The organism is Lactococcus sp. LG1267, from assembly GCF_017309545.1.
Classification (GTDB): Bacteria; Bacillota; Bacilli; order Lactobacillales; family Streptococcaceae; genus Lactococcus; species Lactococcus petauri.
Map to the genome: position 1 here is coordinate 25100 of NZ_CP071296.1, position 14891 is coordinate 39990.

Below are 14891 nucleotides of genomic sequence, written 5' to 3' on the forward strand. Positions count from 1 at the left end.
TGACTTAAGTAATACCTATGGAATACTAAAGTAGTCGAAAGAGGAGAATAAGGTATGCAAGTAATTAGTTTTATGGCAATTAAAGGTGGTGTAGGAAAGACTACAATGGCTTTCCAATTTGCAAAATATTTGCAAGAAAATAATAAAAGTACATTATTAATTGATTTGGATTCACAAAAAAGTTTGACTGGTACATTTGAGACAAAAGATTTTAATTTTAAAGATAAACACAATATTTCAGAAATTCTCAGCAATCCCCAAATTGGAATCATTGCTACTACGGTTGAAAAAAATATTGATGTAATTCCTTCAACTAGTAATTTAGAAGAAATCGCAGATAACTTAGCAACTAAACCTAATAAAGAATTATTGTTATTTATGTGGTTTGTAAAAAATTCAAAAGAACTAAATCAAAAATATGATTATATTATTTTAGACTTACCGCCTGCATGGAATTTATTAACCAAAAATGGTGTGGCAGTTGCGGATAAGGTAATATCACCAATGGAACCAAGTCGTTTTGGATACGAAAGTCATACCAAAGTATTACAAAGCGTTTCAACTTTAAAAAATGAAGTTGTTGATCCTGTCAGTGGTAAATCATATGTTAGCGCAAAAATCTATTTTTTAGGAAATAGAGTTAAACACAATACTAATTCATCTAAAGAATTTTTAGAAGCGTTAAAAAATATAAATGATGTAATTGGAATTGTACCTGAAAAAGAAGCTATTAATACAAGTATGCTTCTTAAAAAGGGAATATTTGATTATTTAGAAGAGACAGGGCAAACTCATACACAAAATAAATTCATTGCATCATTAAAAAAAGTATTCAACCAAATAGAAACAAAGGGGATAGAGTAAAATGGCAAACAAGTTTGAAGATATGACCTTTGATAATAATGATTATCAAGTAGTAAAAAATATTTCGGAAGATAATAACACAAATTTGGGTTGGGAGAAAAAAATCAAAACTAGTTTTTCAATAAAAAAAAGTAATTCAGAAAAACTAGATGAATTAGTAAAAAAATTTAATGCTAAATCAAGGTCAGTAATTATTGACATGCTAATTGAAAAAAGTGAACTATAAAAAGTATTACTAAAGTAATACTTTTATCTTGCTAAGGTGTCCCTTTGGTATTTAATTGGTAAGAACATGATAGTATCCCATAGATTATTCTTTGAATTATGAAAGAGGTTTAAATAGATGATAGTTTAAAAGAGTTAGAAGAATAGTTTATTAATTTAAGTAGGTAGTAAACGAAGAGTAATAGAATTTATAATCAAGGATGATGTTAAGAAAAAGGTATTACTTTACGAATACTTTTATCTTGATAAAGTAATACTGCTTTATGGAACACAGGCAAAAAAGACTAGCAATTTTGCAACTAGTCTTGTCATAGATCAGATTTTACTTTTTATTTTATATTTAAGAAATATTTATAATCTGTTCAATGGATATAAGATAGATTTTATCTGTTGATTTTATTCTCACTTGATTCTTGATAAATTCAGAAACAAAACCATAAATTTCAGTCAATTTATCTTTTGATTGATATTTAACTTTGATTTGGACTTGATTTGAAAAAGACTGATTAAGAAGATGAAGCACTAGATGATGTGGTAATGTTTGAATTACCTTATCATCTTTTTTTTCTTTTTCAAAAGTATTTTGAGCCTCCGTGAGTTCTCCAGTCGCAAATGCGCCCCATTTCATCATCCCTCTATCGTGGTAAGCACGGATGACTTCATAGGGGCTATAGGAACGGTCAACTGACATCTTTTTCCTCCTTGTCTTGACTTGCTGCATGACCTCCAATGAGTTTGTTCCGATAAATGACACGTGACCCCTCGGACAAACTACTTGCCTTTTGTATCGATAGGAAATCGAATGTTTCTCTAATCTCATCAATAGCTTTTTGGAGTGATTCTTGCTTTTCGTTTGAATGATTTTCTTCAACACTTTCAAATAAAGAAAGTTGTTTAACAGAACTATCAGAGAGTTGATTTCCGCTTATTCCTATTTGTCTTATCGCTCCCCCCTGGTACTTTTCACGAAATAAGGAGATTGCGAGGTCTTGCAATTCTTTTGTGTTTTGCGTTGCTTCAATATTGCGAGAAACCTTAACAGAAGAGTATTCAGAAGTAGAAGCAGCACCTGCATAAAGTGAAAGATTGCTTGCTAGTTTTCCGCCCTTTCTCAATCTTATCGCTAAGTTCTCAGCCATTTCTTTAATCACAAGCTCAATTTCTCTTTGCTTATGATAGTCACGTGGCAGAATTTGAGAATTGCTGAAGCTAGTAGATTTTGGAGTATATTTTTCTCTTACGTTGCTTTCATCAATTCCGTTTGCGTGGAAAAAATGTTGAAGTCCAATTGTTCCCAAATTTTGTTTAAGGAGAAGTGGGTCAGCATTCGCAAGCTCTTTGATAGAAGTGATTCCAAGTTTGTTTAATCGTTTCTCAGTTCGCTTTCCAATTCCCCAGAAATCTGTCATCTTAGGAATTGTCCATAGTTTATTAGGGACATCTTCATAACGGATTAGGGCTCTCATATTATCATTGTGCTTGGCATAGTTATCCATTGCAAGTTTGGCAAGCAAGGGGTTGTCTCCCATCCCAACAGTCACATATAGTCCTAGTTTATCTCGAATCTCACGTTGCAAGTCTAAAGCAATTCGATTCATTTGTTCATAACGGTTTTTAATTCCAGGATAAAAGAAATTAAGCGATTCAGTAATATCCAAAAAAGATTCATCAATCGAGTAGGAGTGAATCTCATCAATTGACGTATAATTGGTCAGTATATCTGTCACTTCAATTTTATAGTCCACATAGAGTTGCATTTGTGGAGGAACAATCCACGTGCGTTTCGCCCAAGATTCAATAAAAGCGACATATTGCAAAGTTGGTTCAGTTCGCTGTCCATGAATGTCTGTATGTGTTCGATACCATTGCGGATAATTGAACTTTCGTGTTTCTATAAGAAAAGGTAAATCGCTGGCACGACTGACATTTTTCATACCAAAAACTTTTTTAAAGGTTGGACTAGAGGCAAGCGTTAACCCTTTAGAATGATCTGCTCGACTCATGACACAAAGAGAAGTGGTCAGAGGATTTAAATTTCGCTGAACGCATTCAATTGAAGCATAATTAGACTTGACATCTTGAAAGAGGATGGCACGGCGTGGCTCAAGGGAATAGTCAAAGTATTGATTTAATTTTAATCGTTCCATAGTCTCTCCTAAATCAAAAATATCAGTTTTACTGATATTATTTTTTTTTTTAGAGTGAAAAACAATCGAAATAAACACCAAAACTGATAACTTGGAATATTTAAGGGAAATTCTTAGTCCTTCAACATCCTTCTTATGCTTTTGTTATAATAGAGTTAAGCATATTATCATTTGAAAGAGAACGAGGAGAAAAATTGGATAAATACTTAAGGCGATCCTATCAGAGAATGAATTAAATGTCTTTTGGAGGACAGGCGTTGGCTTGGTTCCTTTCAATAAGGTTATCAGATTTGGTTTTAAAAAAATTGAAAATATCGGTTCTAAAATCAACTAGCCCCATGGGGAATATCTAACAATTTTTGCCAAAATTTATCCAGTTTGTTTAAAAAAAATTGATTATGATAGTATCAAGAAGAAGAGAGGGAGAAATAGATGAATGAATTTTCTGCTATTATTAATTACATTGAGGAACACTTAGAAGATAACATCGATATGAAAAAAATAGAGCAACTTGCTAGAGTTTCTGAGTATAATTTTCAAAAGATTTTTTCTGTTCTTTCTGGTTTAACTTTAGGTGATTATATCAGAAAAAGACGTCTTTCTAAATCACTATATGATTTAAGAGAAACCGATGAAAAAATAATCGATATTGCTTTTAAATATGGTTACAGTTCATCAGAAAGTTATAGCAGAAGCTTTCAACAACTTTTCAATATCTCTCCTTCTAAGGCACGTAAAGAACAACATGAGTTAACTATTTTCCCTAAGTTGTCTATTCGTGTCCAAATAAAAGGAGGCATTCAAATGAATTATTTAATTACAAACAAACCAGAAATGATGATCACGGGTATTAAAGAAAGTTATCCTAATATCACAGTCGGACAAGCTAGCATTCCTAAGTTTTGGGATAGATTTAATGAATCTGATTTATTTAATCAAGTAATTAATGAAAAATCAGAGCACTCACCTAATACTATTTTAGGTATTTGTTTACCTCGAGAAGGTGAGGCGTATGATTATTTTATTGGGGTCTACACTGATGAAAAAACAACTGCTGATAAGCTAGAAACAATTACACTTCCTGCTTCTGACTGGGCAGTATTTAAAGCTGTCGGTAAAGTCCCTGAAGCTATTCATCAAACGTATCAAGATATTTATGAATCTTTCTTTCCAAGTACCACTTACACTCAAAAAAAGGCTCCGGATTTTGAATCTTACCCACTTGATCTTAACCCAATGTCAGAAAATCATATAACAGAAATTTGGATTCCTATTCATAAGAATAATTAAGGGTCTAAAATTATATAATCGCCCCTTAGAAATACAATAAAAACAGCCCCTATTATCTAACACTTAGATAATAGGGGCTGTTTTCTTATTTTTTATCAATATAACCCGTCCAAGGAATATACAAAAAGAACTGAAGAAATGGAATGCTTTTCGGATTTTCAGTTTCTACTGAAATCAAAATATTAATGGGAATACCTGCTTAAATTGACGGTTGGTCAGAGATAGTGTTTTTGAGTTTCAGACTTTGCAACAGAACCTCTTATATTTATTTCAAAGTAAATAACCTAACCCAATAGATAGAATTAAAGTAAATCCCAAAAAGCTAATAATGGAAAAAGAGAAAAGAAAAAATATTATTATTTTTTCTAATTTATTATCAACTGAATAATATAGTCTACCACAACATATTATTGATAAAATAGGTATACCAAGAAATATCAAACAGTCAGATATAGGATTAGATGGTACTAAGTCAGAAAAGAACATGTAAGAACTTTTCAGAATATTCAAAGGGGTTATAAAAAATCCTGATGAGAAGACAAGCCAAAACAATATAAGTGTTGGGATAAGGTATAAAAAATTTAAAAGTTTTTTCATGGTTAATATTTCCCCAATAGATAAGGTTTATATTGATTTGAAAACACATTTGGCAAATTAGTCGGAGGTAATATCATTGATGGACTTACCAATGAAATAACTGGCAAATTACCAGAACCATTATAATACGCTTGATAGACTAATTTGGAACAATAATTAGGGTTTTTTGTTCTAATGTAATGATTAATCTTATAGTCTATATGAATATTTTTAATTGCCCTTTTTTCATAAGATATTCTTACAGCTCTCTTGAATCATTTCATGTATTGTCAGTGGATATAATAATAATCTATATTAATTTTCAAACCAAGGGAGGTCCGTTGATAATTTAGAAGCGAATGCTTTGTAGTCATTACGATCTTCTAAACGACGAAGACGCCTTTCTTCATAACCAGAACAAACCAATTTTTCTTCTTGAGTTTCTGGTACAACTTTTGGTACAGTAAATTTAATTTCAACATTCATGTGTGAAGGAATTGCAACAAATGTGGTAAAACAAGTTGCTGCAAGATAGCGATCGCCAGTAACAAGATTTTCTCCAATCACTTTAACAAAAACTTCCATTGACTTGTGATGAGTTCCAGAGACATAAGACTCAATACACACAGAATGGTTTTCGTGCAGAGGCTTAAGAAAAATAAGATTATCAAGAGAAGCTGTAACGGCTCCTCTTCTACAATGTCTTGATACCGAAATAGAAGCTGCATCATCAATGAGAGATGTTAGTTTGCCTCCAAATAAAAAGCCAAATGGATTTAAGTCGAACGGAAATATACGATGAGTTTCGATAACAAAAGATTGTTTACAATTTTTTGTATGATTTTTCATTTTCATTATTACAATTATAATAAATCACCACTAAAAAAACAATAGTACCTGTTTTGAATTCCATTTCTTACTAAATTAGAGAAGTAGAATAAACTAGAAACGCACTTTTAAAGTGCTCATTAACTAGAAAGTCAACGGGAAACTAGACACGGAGTTAAGAGAATTTAATAATTATATTTTTCAAAGTCTTTTGAAGACTTATAATCAAGAGCTGCATGCATCCTTTTTGTATTGTAATAGGTCTCAATGTATTTAAAAATTTATTGAGTAGCCTCAGCTCTTGTCTCAAAATGAGCATCATTAATAAGCTCCCTCTTTAGCGTCTTATAAAAAGACTCCATCATTGCATTGTCATAGGGATTTCCTTTACGACTCATGCTAGATTGAGCACCGACTTGACGAAGAGTAGATTGATAACGAGAGCTTGTATATTGACTCCCTTGATCAGTATGGACAATCAAGCCAGGCTGAGGATGTTCTTTCCCACAAGCTTGTAAGAAGCAATCCCTCACCAGTTTATCTTGCATCCGTGAAGACATTGACTAACCTACAATCTTACGTGAAAAAACGTCGATATTCACGGCTAAGTATAAGGTGCCTTCTTTGGTAGGGATATAGGTCATGTCTCCCAGCCATACTTTATTAGGAGCTGTTGCTTTAAAGATCTGATTAATTAAATTGGGTCTTGAAAGCGAAGCTCCTTTTCTGTTGTAATGTTTATATTTATAACGGCTTCCCTTGGCATAAAGTCCCATCAAGTGCATCAGTTTTCCAACACGTTTCGTGTTGGTCATAATACCAGTATTATGAAGTACCTTGGTAATTCTAACCGCACCATAGCGTCCCTTATGCTCATGAAAGACAGCTTTTATTTTCTCTGAGAGAATTTCTCTCTCCACTTGTTGTTTTGAAGGACGACGATGCATGTATTCATAGAAACCTGAGCGAGAAACCTTAAGAACTTTTACTGCATGCTTAATTTTTATCTTCCCATGATGTTTCAAGAGAAATTCAAAACGTTTTACTTGCTTCGCTTCAAGAAGACCCGGAACTTTTTTAGAAGTTCAAGTTCCTCCTGAAGATAACGATTTTCTTTCTCTAACAATTTAATCTTATGTTGGGCATCAGCTAGGGCTGTCCCATTGCCTGGAAAAGCACTTTCTCCATATTCTTCAACTTCTTGAACCCAGCGATAAAGACTATTGGCATGAACCTCAAGCTCTTGGCTGACTTCTTTAACAGAGTAACCCTCTTCAAGAACGAGTTTTACTGCAGAATTTTTAAATTGTTTATCGAATTTTCTTCTTGCCATAATAAACCTTTCCACGATTTCTCTTAACTCCGTGTCTAGTTTTTCGTTGACTTCCCAAATTAATTTCCATTTTCGTGTCTAATTATTTGACATTAGTCCAAGTCAGGTTATAATGATTATAAATTAGTAATCGGGGGCGGGCATATGAATTCATTGATTAGTTTAGAAAAAGTTAATTATCAAATCGCTGATCAACATATTTTACATGATGTTGATTGGCAGATTCCATCTGGGGCTCATATTACATTGACGGGACCATCCGGTGGTGGGAAAAGTACGTTATTACGGATCATTGCGGCCATGATTTCTAAAACAAGTGGGACCTTGATTTTTGATGGGCAGCCGATTGAAAGTTATGACCCAATCATGTATCGGCGGCAAGTCTCATATTGTTTTCAACAACCGACGTTATTTGGTGAGACGGTGGCAGATAACTTAGCTTTCCCGTACCAAATTCGTAAGCAAGTCATGGATACGCAACGAGTGGTAACGGCGTTAAATAATGTTGGGCTGTCCGAACGAACCCTGCATCAGCCGATTATCGAGCTTTCCGGTGGTGAACGGCAGCGAGTCGCGCTGATTCGCAACATCTTATTCTCACCAAAAGTGTTGTTATTAGATGAGGTGACAGCTGGGTTGGATGAAAATAATAAGCAAATCGTGCACGCCTGGTTACGACAGTTAAATGAGCAGGATCACGTGACAACGATCATGATTACTCATGACGCGACAGAGATTGCTGCGGCAGATCAATTAGCGAAAGTGATTGCTGGCAGATTGGAGGTACACGCATGAATTTAGCGGTTAATAATACGTCGCTATTTTTGGCGGCAATGTTAGTGCTCGTCGCGTTAGGAATTAGTTTGTGGCAGAAACTTGGCTTGGATAGGGACATCGTCATTGGTGTCGTGCGGGCTGTTGTACAACTATTTATCGTGGGTTACTTGCTAAAGTATATTTTCCGAGTCAACAATTTGTGGCTAACGCTGGCGATGATGGGCTTCATTATCTTCAATGCGGCTTGGAATGCGAAAAAACGGGGACCGGGGATTGACCATGCATTAGCCATTTCGTTATTAGCCATTTTTGTTAGTACGGGGGTAACACTCGGCGTCCTCATGCTATCTGGTGCGATTAAGTTTGTGCCATCGCAAATGATTCCCATTTCTGGTATGATTGCGTCGAATTCAATGGTCGCAATTGGGCTGGCTTATCGCAGCCTCAATAGTCAGTTTCATGACCAGCGGCAAGGTGTGCTTGAACGGTTGGCGTTAGGGGCTGGTCTACTTGATGCTTCGATTGCCATCGTGCGTGAGGCGATTCGTACGGGGATGTCACCAACCATTGATTCGGCAAAGACTGTGGGTCTAGTCAGTCTGCCAGGGATGATGTCCGGTTTGATCTTTGCAGGGGTCGATCCAGTACGGGCCATTAAGTATCAAATTATGGTCACGTTCATGCTCTTATCAGCGACTAGTTTGGGGTCAATCATTGCTTGCTATTTAGCTTACCGTAATTTCTATAATGAACAAAAACAGTTGAAGTAATGACTCCTGATTGCAGTCCCGCGAGGTACGAACAAGTTAAACGTTTAAATCTCAAAACATGGCGGTAATCTGTCTAAAATAAGAATAAACAGTCAAGTGGCGTCTGTAACATAAAGAAAAACACAGTAGACTATGCTTAGTTTTCTGTGTTTTTTTCTAATTTCATTTAGAGGTGAATTAATTGGTAGTTATTAGAGGTGCCCTTAATTTGACAAATCATATAACTAAAATTAGTCTTCATTAGGATCATTTTTAGCTTCCTCATGCGTTTTATGTACTGTACCAGGGACATGATCAGGGCCTGCATAAATTGAGTAAATTTTCAGAGGTTTGTCACCAATATTGGTTACATTATGCCAAGTATCAGCAGGTACTAAAATTACATCATCATCTGAAACTTCTTGTTCAAATGTAAGATTATCTTCGGCATCTCCCATTTGGCATAAACCTTTACCTTCTTCGATACGGAGGAATTGATCGATACCCATGTGTACTTCTAAACCAATATCGTCACCGGGTTCAATAGCCATTAATGTAACCTGAAGTTTTTCACCAGTCCAAATTGTTGTACGGTAATTCTCGTTTTCTTTGGTATAATCCTCAATGTTAACGATAAATTTTTCTTTGCCATGATCTTTATAATCGAATGTCATTAGAAAGTCCTCCTTGTTCTTAATTAGACTAATTCTAATAATTAATCTATACTATAGTAATAACATAAAACCGTTTACAAAGCAAAGAAAAAGGTTCTGTTGCAAAGTTTAAAAATCAAATACAAGGTTTATAATCCTTCTTGTTCTTAAGCTAATATTCCCATTAAGACCTTAATCTCAGTAGATACCGAAAATCCGAAGAGCGTTCCATTTCTTCGGTTCTTTTTGTATATTCCTCGAATTGTTTCCTTGCCCTTAATCGTGGTTGAGGCAGTTCGTAGACTTCGATAAAATTTATTGCGTCGTTTGATTGGTCGATGGTCTTGCTCAATGAGGTTATTGAGATACTTCACGGTTCGATGCTCTGTCTTAGTATATAAACCGTTACTCTGTAACTTTCTAAATGCAGAACCAATAGAGGGCGCTTTATCCGTGACAATTACTCTTGGTTGACCAAACTGTTTATGTAGTCGTTTCAAGAACGCATAAGCAGCTTGAGTATCCCGTTTCTTGCGTAGCCAGATGTCTAAAGTCAATCCATCCGCATCAATTGCACGATAGAGATAATGCCAACGACCTTTGATTTTGATATAAGTTTCATCCATTTTCCACGAATAGAAGGACTGTCTATTTTTCTTTTTCCAGAGATGATAGAGGACTTTACTGTATTCTTGTACCCAACGATAAATAGTTGTGTGACAAACGTTAATCCCACGATCATAAAGGAGTTCTTGAATTTCACGATAGCTTAGATTGTAACGTAGATAATAACCAACAGCGACAATAATCACATCTTTTTGAAATTGTTTACCTTTAAAATAGTTCATTGATATATCCTCGCTGTCATTTTTATTCATTTTACACTAAAATAGACTTATCAGAAAACTTTGCAACAGAACCGATAAAATTATGAATAAATAAAGTAAAAAACACATCCTGACTTATAATACAGTTCATTAGGGTGTGTTTTTGCTAAACGTTTAATAAAAAATTAGGAGCCATTGATGAAAAAAACTATAATCTTTATATTACATATTCCATTTATACTTCTCCTCTGGCTCTGTATAACGTCTCCCTTTTTTATAAAAAATAGTCTGCTTAATTCATCCTTTGGTCACATTTTTAAAGGAGTAGAAAATATTTCTCATAGTGGACCTCTAGCAACAGTTTTGTTGTTATTCGTCATACCTTTGCTTTCACTCATTTCATGCTTATACCTTGCTTTTAAGAAAAACCAGAGCGGAAGAAATTATGTGATTTATATTTTGATGTCGTTATTTTCTCTTGTTTGCCTCTCAGTTTTTTCTGTTATTATGATAATAGGTTTAGGAAACTATTTATGAAAAAAGCCTCTACAAGCTAAATGGCTTGTAGAAGCTTTTTTTGTTATAATAATGGAGTAGAGTTTATGAACGGTAGCTTTGATTGGAGGTGGTGCTTATGATTATTTCGTGGGCAAAACCTCATAAAACATGAAAGGCGAAAATTTTTTGACTGTATTTCAGGCATTGAGTCTCATGATTGCATTTGCAACTTTGATGATTCTTGTCATTAATACGAGTAACAAAAAATGACCGTTCATCTTAGCGGATAAGGTCATTTAGATAGTATTTGCTACCGTTCTTAAAACGGCTACATTGGACTTGTTACTAGCAAGTCCTTTTTTCTTTATCTTTATTTTATCACAACTTCCATTTTTTGTCATCTCTGATGTTATCCTTAAATTCTAGAGTCGCTATTGTATAATTTTAAACTGTTTATTTTAAGTGATTGCTTTTTCAAATTGATTAGGCGTAATATACCCTAAACTCTGATGGATGCGTTTTGAATTATAAAAGGCTTCAATGTACCAGAAAATACTCTGATAGGCTTCTTCAAAGTCCTTATATTTAAATTGATACACCCATTCTCTTTTTAAATTTCCATGCCAAGATTCAAGACTGGCATTATGATAAGGATAACATCACGCGGAAGCTATCCGCTAATATAAATATAAGGAAATATAATATTATTGACGTAATGAAAGCGATTGTGATATAATTGATTTACCTTAAAAAAAGCGCTTTTATTTTTGGTTGATTACGCAAACGGTTGCGTAATTTTTTTCGAATTTTTTGGAGGATATCTTATGTCGGAAGTAAAAACTTCTAAATTACCAACTTTACCATTAAAAACAATCTGGATGTTGTCGTTTGGTTACCTTGGGGTTCAAATGGCTTTTTCTCTTCAAAGCTCAAATATGGGAAGAATTTTTGAAACACTTGGTGCGGACCCAACTCGTTTAGGTTTTTTCTTCATTTTACCACCTAAAGGATATTCCATCTGTACAAAATAATTTATAATTAAACTTATTAATAATGAGCTCTACTATAACTGGATTAATAAATAAGTAAGTAACCCACTGAATTGACAGTCTTTACTTCCAATTATGTCATCCTGGGAATATCAGTTTTATAAAAAATAGAAGGTGAGAACAAGATAACACTATGAAACAAATCAAAAGAATTATGGGCATTGACCCTTGGAAAATTACATCAAATCAGATTGAAAAAGAAGACCGTCGTTTGCAAGAATCACTTACTTCCATTGGAAATGGCTACATGGGAATGCGCGGAAATTTTAGTGAAACTTATAGTGGCGACAGTCACCAAGGAACTTATATTGCAGGGGTTTGGTTTCCAGATAAAACACGTGTAGGTTGGTGGAAAAATGGTTATCCTGAATATTTTGGTAAAGCAATCAATGCCCTCAATTTTGCTTCTGTCAGAGTTTTTATTGATAACAAAGAAGTTGATTTAGCCGCAAGTCACGTGACTGATTTTAATCTGTCGCTTGATATGGAAAAAGGGATACTCACCTATACTTATGTAGCTTATGGAGTACGTGTGACTGCCGAAAGATTTTTCTCAATTGCTCAACAAGAACTTGCGGTTTTTGCTTTCATGTTTGAAAGCTTAGATGGTGAAATTCATCAAATCCGTACAGCCTCAATCATTGATGCAAATGTTCGTAATGAAGATTCCAACTACGATGAAAAATTTTGGACAGTAAAAAACCTTGATAATACAGCTACAGGTTCATTTATTGTCACTGAAACAATTCCTAATCCATTTGGAGTTGAACAATTTACGGTAGCAGCTAAACAAAGCTTTGCAGGCGATTTTACTCGAGTTAAGCAAGAAACAAGAGAAAGTTCTGTTTTAGATGTTTACGAAGCAAAATTAGTGGAAAATGCACCACTCACCTTTATTAAAAATGTTTTGGTTGTCACAAGTCGTGATATTGACCCCTCGAATTTAACAAAGGTGCTATCAAATTTGACCCTTGAAATTTCTAAGAAAACATATCATGAATTTTATAAAGAACAAGAAATTGCTTGGAAAAAACGTTGGGAAATTGCTGATGTACAAATTGACGGTTCAGCAGAAGCTCAACAAGGGATTCGCTTTAATCTTTTCCAACTTTTCTCTACCTATTATGGCGAAGATGAACGTTTAAATATTGGCCCTAAAGGATTTACTGGAGAAAAATATGGCGGAGCAACTTATTGGGATACAGAAGCCTATGCCGTTCCATTATACTTGGCACTTTCTGATGAAAAAGTTGCTAAAAATCTTTTAAAATATCGTCATAATCAATTGCCACAAGCACAACATAATGCCCGTCAACAAGGACTTAAAGGTGCTTTGTATCCAATGGTTACTTTTACAGGTGTTGAATGTCATAATGAGTGGGAAATTACATTTGAAGAAATTCACCGTAATGGAGCAATGGCTTATGCGATTTATAACTACAGCAACTACACGGGAGATGAAACTTATCTTGCTCATGAAGGCTTAGAAGTTTTGATTGAAATTGCTCGTTTTTGGGCAGACCGTGTGCATTATAGTAAACGAAATGATAAATACATGATTCATGGAGTCACAGGCCCAAATGAGTATGAAAATAATATCAATAACAACTGGTACACTAATAAATTGGCAGCTTGGGTTTTGACTTATACTGCTGAAAGTTTAGCGAAATATCCACGCCCAGATTTAATTGAAGGTGCTGAAACTGCTCACTGGTCAGAAATTGTGGATAAAATGTATTATCCAGAAGATGAAGAATTGGGTATCTTTGTTCAACATGATGGTTATTTAGATAAAGATTTGACTCCAGTGGCTCAACTTGACCCTAAAAATCTTCCATTGAACCAAAATTGGTCTTGGGATCGAGTGTTACGTAGTCCATATATTAAGCAGGCAGATGTACTTCAAGGAATATATTTCTTCGGGAATCAATTTTCATTAGCCGAAAAACAACGAAATTTTGATTTTTATGAACCATTAACTGTTCATGAAAGCTCACTTTCTCCATCCATTCATGCGATTTTAGCGGCAGAGCTTGGCATGGAAGACAAGGCTGTTGAAATGTATGAAAGAACAGCTCGTCTTGACTTAGATAATTATAATAACGACACAGAAGATGGACTTCACATCACATCAATGACTGGCTCATGGTTGTCGATTGTTCATGGTTTTGCCCAAATGAAAACCTGGGATGGTCAATTGAGTTTCGCCCCATTTTTACCACAAGCATGGACGGGTTATGCCTTTCACATTAACTATCGCGGACGTTTATTAAAAATTTCTGTTGGTCAAGAAGTGAAGCTTGAATTATTAAGTGGTCAAGCCTTAAATCTTGAAATTTATGGTGAAAAAATTAAACTTTCAAATTTTGTTTCAGTAAACTTAAAAAAATAAGGAGAAGTTATGTTTAAAGCAGTTTTATTTGATCTAGATGGTGTTATCACAGATACAGCAGAGTATCATTATCAAGCTTGGAAAGAGTTGGCAGAATACCTAGGGATTAAAGGAGTTAATCGAAAATTTAACGAACAATTAAAAGGTGTATCAAGAGAAGAATCCCTAAAGAAAATTCTATCGCTTGATGAGGGAATGAAATCATACACTGAGAAAGATTTTTTTGCTTTAGCGAATATGAAAAATGATAATTATGTCAAGATGATTCAGAATATAAGCTCTCAAGATGTTTATCCAGGAATTTTAAAACTTTTGAAAGATTTGAAAAAAAATGATATTAAAATTGGACTAGCTTCTGCATCTAAAAATGGTCCATTTCTATTAGAAAAAATGGAATTAACTGAATATTTTGATGCTATTGCTGACCCGTCTGAAGTTGTGGCATCAAAGCCAGCACCAGATATTTTTATTGCAGCAGCACATGCTGTTGGCGTTATGCCTTATGAATCAATCGGTTTGGAGGATTCTCAAGCTGGAATTCAATCCATAAAAGATTCTGGGGCATTACCAATTGGTGTGGGAGATAAAGAAAATTTGGGAAATGATATTGCATTAGTAGAAAGCACTGAAATGCTGACTTTTGAATATTTAAAAAAAATTTGGGAGATAAATCATTAATGTTA

13 protein-coding genes and 4 pseudogenes are annotated in these 14891 nt (G+C 34.4%); 10 read left to right on the plus strand and 7 right to left on the minus strand.

The annotated features are described in order from the left end of the window. The first annotated feature begins 54 nt into the window (after positions 1–54). Positions 55–864: a ParA family protein gene (locus J0J33_RS10365; protein WP_011669115.1), complete on the plus strand. Its 810-nt coding sequence runs from the start codon at positions 55–57 to the stop codon at positions 862–864. A gap of 1 nt (position 865) precedes the next feature. After that, positions 866–1090: a hypothetical protein gene (locus J0J33_RS10370; RefSeq protein WP_014567964.1), complete on the plus strand. Its 225-nt coding sequence runs from the start codon at positions 866–868 to the stop codon at positions 1088–1090. Between the two features lie 339 nt (positions 1091–1429). Here the strand turns inward: J0J33_RS10370 and J0J33_RS10375 are convergent, their stop codons facing one another. Together J0J33_RS10375 and J0J33_RS10380 are read right to left on the minus strand one after the other, a co-directional pair. After that, positions 1430–1780: a hypothetical protein gene (locus J0J33_RS10375; protein ID WP_206921847.1), complete on the minus strand. Its 351-nt coding sequence runs from the start codon at positions 1778–1780 to the stop codon at positions 1430–1432. Beyond that, positions 1770–3236 (minus strand): Y-family DNA polymerase, encoded by a 1467-nt coding sequence (locus J0J33_RS10380; RefSeq protein ID WP_206921848.1) that lies wholly within the window; start codon positions 3234–3236, stop codon positions 1770–1772. Before J0J33_RS10380 ends, J0J33_RS10375 begins: the two co-directional genes overlap by 11 nt. A gap of 432 nt (positions 3237–3668) precedes the next feature. Here J0J33_RS10380 and J0J33_RS10385 point away from each other — a divergent pair, with 432 nt between their 5' ends. Both J0J33_RS10385 and J0J33_RS10390 read left to right on the plus strand, forming a co-directional pair. Further along, positions 3669–4526, plus strand: coding sequence for an AraC family transcriptional regulator (locus tag J0J33_RS10385; protein WP_017865367.1), 858 nt, complete (start codon positions 3669–3671; stop codon positions 4524–4526). Between the two features lie 107 nt (positions 4527–4633). Next, positions 4634–4729, plus strand: a pseudogene (locus J0J33_RS10390) (IS6 family transposase); the annotation flags it as partial. A 688-nt stretch (positions 4730–5417) separates the two neighbouring features. On the opposite strand, the gene J0J33_RS10395 reads toward J0J33_RS10390, so the two are convergent. Continuing rightward, a complete protein-coding gene (locus J0J33_RS10395; protein ID WP_180259970.1) occupies positions 5418–5951 on the minus strand; it encodes an acyl-CoA thioesterase in 534 nt (177 codons plus the stop codon). 164 nt (positions 5952–6115) lie between these two features. Beyond that, positions 6116–7263 (minus strand): annotated as a pseudogene (locus tag J0J33_RS10400) (IS3 family transposase). Between the two features lie 144 nt (positions 7264–7407). On the opposite strand from J0J33_RS10400, the gene J0J33_RS10405 reads away from it, so the two are divergent. Further along, entirely contained in the window at positions 7408–8058 is a 651-nt protein-coding gene (locus J0J33_RS10405; protein WP_206921849.1) for an ATP-binding cassette domain-containing protein, read from the plus strand. Then, the gene (fetB, locus tag J0J33_RS10410) at positions 8055–8810 is read left to right on the plus strand and encodes an iron export ABC transporter permease subunit FetB (protein WP_047205790.1); all 756 of its coding nucleotides are present in this window, start codon (positions 8055–8057) and stop codon (positions 8808–8810) included. Before J0J33_RS10405 ends, fetB begins: the two co-directional genes overlap by 4 nt. A gap of 230 nt (positions 8811–9040) precedes the next feature. Here fetB and J0J33_RS10415 read toward each other — a convergent pair whose 3' ends face one another. Both J0J33_RS10415 and J0J33_RS10420 read right to left on the minus strand, forming a co-directional pair. Beyond that, positions 9041–9463: a cupin domain-containing protein gene (locus J0J33_RS10415; protein ID WP_003108064.1), complete on the minus strand. Its 423-nt coding sequence runs from the start codon at positions 9461–9463 to the stop codon at positions 9041–9043. Positions 9464–9609: 146 nt separating this feature from the next. Continuing rightward, entirely contained in the window at positions 9610–10290 is a 681-nt protein-coding gene (locus tag J0J33_RS10420) for an IS6-like element ISS1S family transposase (RefSeq protein WP_206921851.1), read from the minus strand. Positions 10291–10980: 690 nt separating this feature from the next. On the opposite strand from J0J33_RS10420, the gene J0J33_RS10970 reads away from it, so the two are divergent. After that, positions 10981–11037 carry a hypothetical protein gene (locus J0J33_RS10970; RefSeq protein ID WP_230316055.1) on the plus strand — a complete coding sequence of 19 codons (57 nt, stop codon included), beginning with the start codon at positions 10981–10983 and terminating at the stop codon, positions 11035–11037. A gap of 188 nt (positions 11038–11225) precedes the next feature. Here the strand turns inward: J0J33_RS10970 and J0J33_RS10425 are convergent. After that, a pseudogene (locus J0J33_RS10425) lies at positions 11226–11423 on the minus strand (IS3 family transposase); the annotation flags it as partial. 168 nt (positions 11424–11591) lie between these two features. On the opposite strand from J0J33_RS10425, the pseudogene J0J33_RS10430 reads away from it, so the two are divergent. The 3 genes and pseudogenes from J0J33_RS10430 to pgmB form a co-directional block, all read left to right on the plus strand. Continuing rightward, positions 11592–11771 (plus strand): annotated as a pseudogene (locus tag J0J33_RS10430) (MFS transporter); the annotation flags it as partial. Between the two features lie 178 nt (positions 11772–11949). Beyond that, positions 11950–14208, plus strand: coding sequence for a glycoside hydrolase family 65 protein (locus J0J33_RS10435; RefSeq protein WP_206921832.1), 2259 nt, complete (start codon positions 11950–11952; stop codon positions 14206–14208). Between the two features lie 9 nt (positions 14209–14217). After that, positions 14218–14886 (plus strand): beta-phosphoglucomutase, encoded by a 669-nt coding sequence (gene pgmB, locus J0J33_RS10440; RefSeq protein ID WP_081200335.1) that lies wholly within the window; start codon positions 14218–14220, stop codon positions 14884–14886. The last annotated feature ends 5 nt before the right edge of the window (positions 14887–14891 follow it).

Coding starts and splice junctions, on each gene's coding strand:
- fetB (WP_047205790.1), top strand. CDS start 8,055: ATGAATTTAGCGGTTAATAATACGTCGCTATTTTTGGCGGCAATGTTA.
- J0J33_RS10395 (WP_180259970.1), bottom strand. CDS start 5,951: ATGAAAAATCATACAAAAAATTGTAAACAATCTTTTGTTATCGAAACT.
- J0J33_RS10435 (WP_206921832.1), top strand. CDS start 11,950: ATGAAACAAATCAAAAGAATTATGGGCATTGACCCTTGGAAAATTACA.
- J0J33_RS10380 (WP_206921848.1), bottom strand. CDS start 3,236: ATGGAACGATTAAAATTAAATCAATACTTTGACTATTCCCTTGAGCCA.
- J0J33_RS10415 (WP_003108064.1), bottom strand. CDS start 9,463: ATGACATTCGATTATAAAGATCATGGCAAAGAAAAATTTATCGTTAAC.
- pgmB (WP_081200335.1), top strand. CDS start 14,218: ATGTTTAAAGCAGTTTTATTTGATCTAGATGGTGTTATCACAGATACA.
- J0J33_RS10365 (WP_011669115.1), top strand. CDS start 55: ATGCAAGTAATTAGTTTTATGGCAATTAAAGGTGGTGTAGGAAAGACT.
- J0J33_RS10375 (WP_206921847.1), bottom strand. CDS start 1,780: ATGTCAGTTGACCGTTCCTATAGCCCCTATGAAGTCATCCGTGCTTAC.
- J0J33_RS10385 (WP_017865367.1), top strand. CDS start 3,669: ATGAATGAATTTTCTGCTATTATTAATTACATTGAGGAACACTTAGAA.
- J0J33_RS10405 (WP_206921849.1), top strand. CDS start 7,408: ATGAATTCATTGATTAGTTTAGAAAAAGTTAATTATCAAATCGCTGAT.
- J0J33_RS10370 (WP_014567964.1), top strand. CDS start 866: ATGGCAAACAAGTTTGAAGATATGACCTTTGATAATAATGATTATCAA.
- J0J33_RS10420 (WP_206921851.1), bottom strand. CDS start 10,290: ATGAACTATTTTAAAGGTAAACAATTTCAAAAAGATGTGATTATTGTC.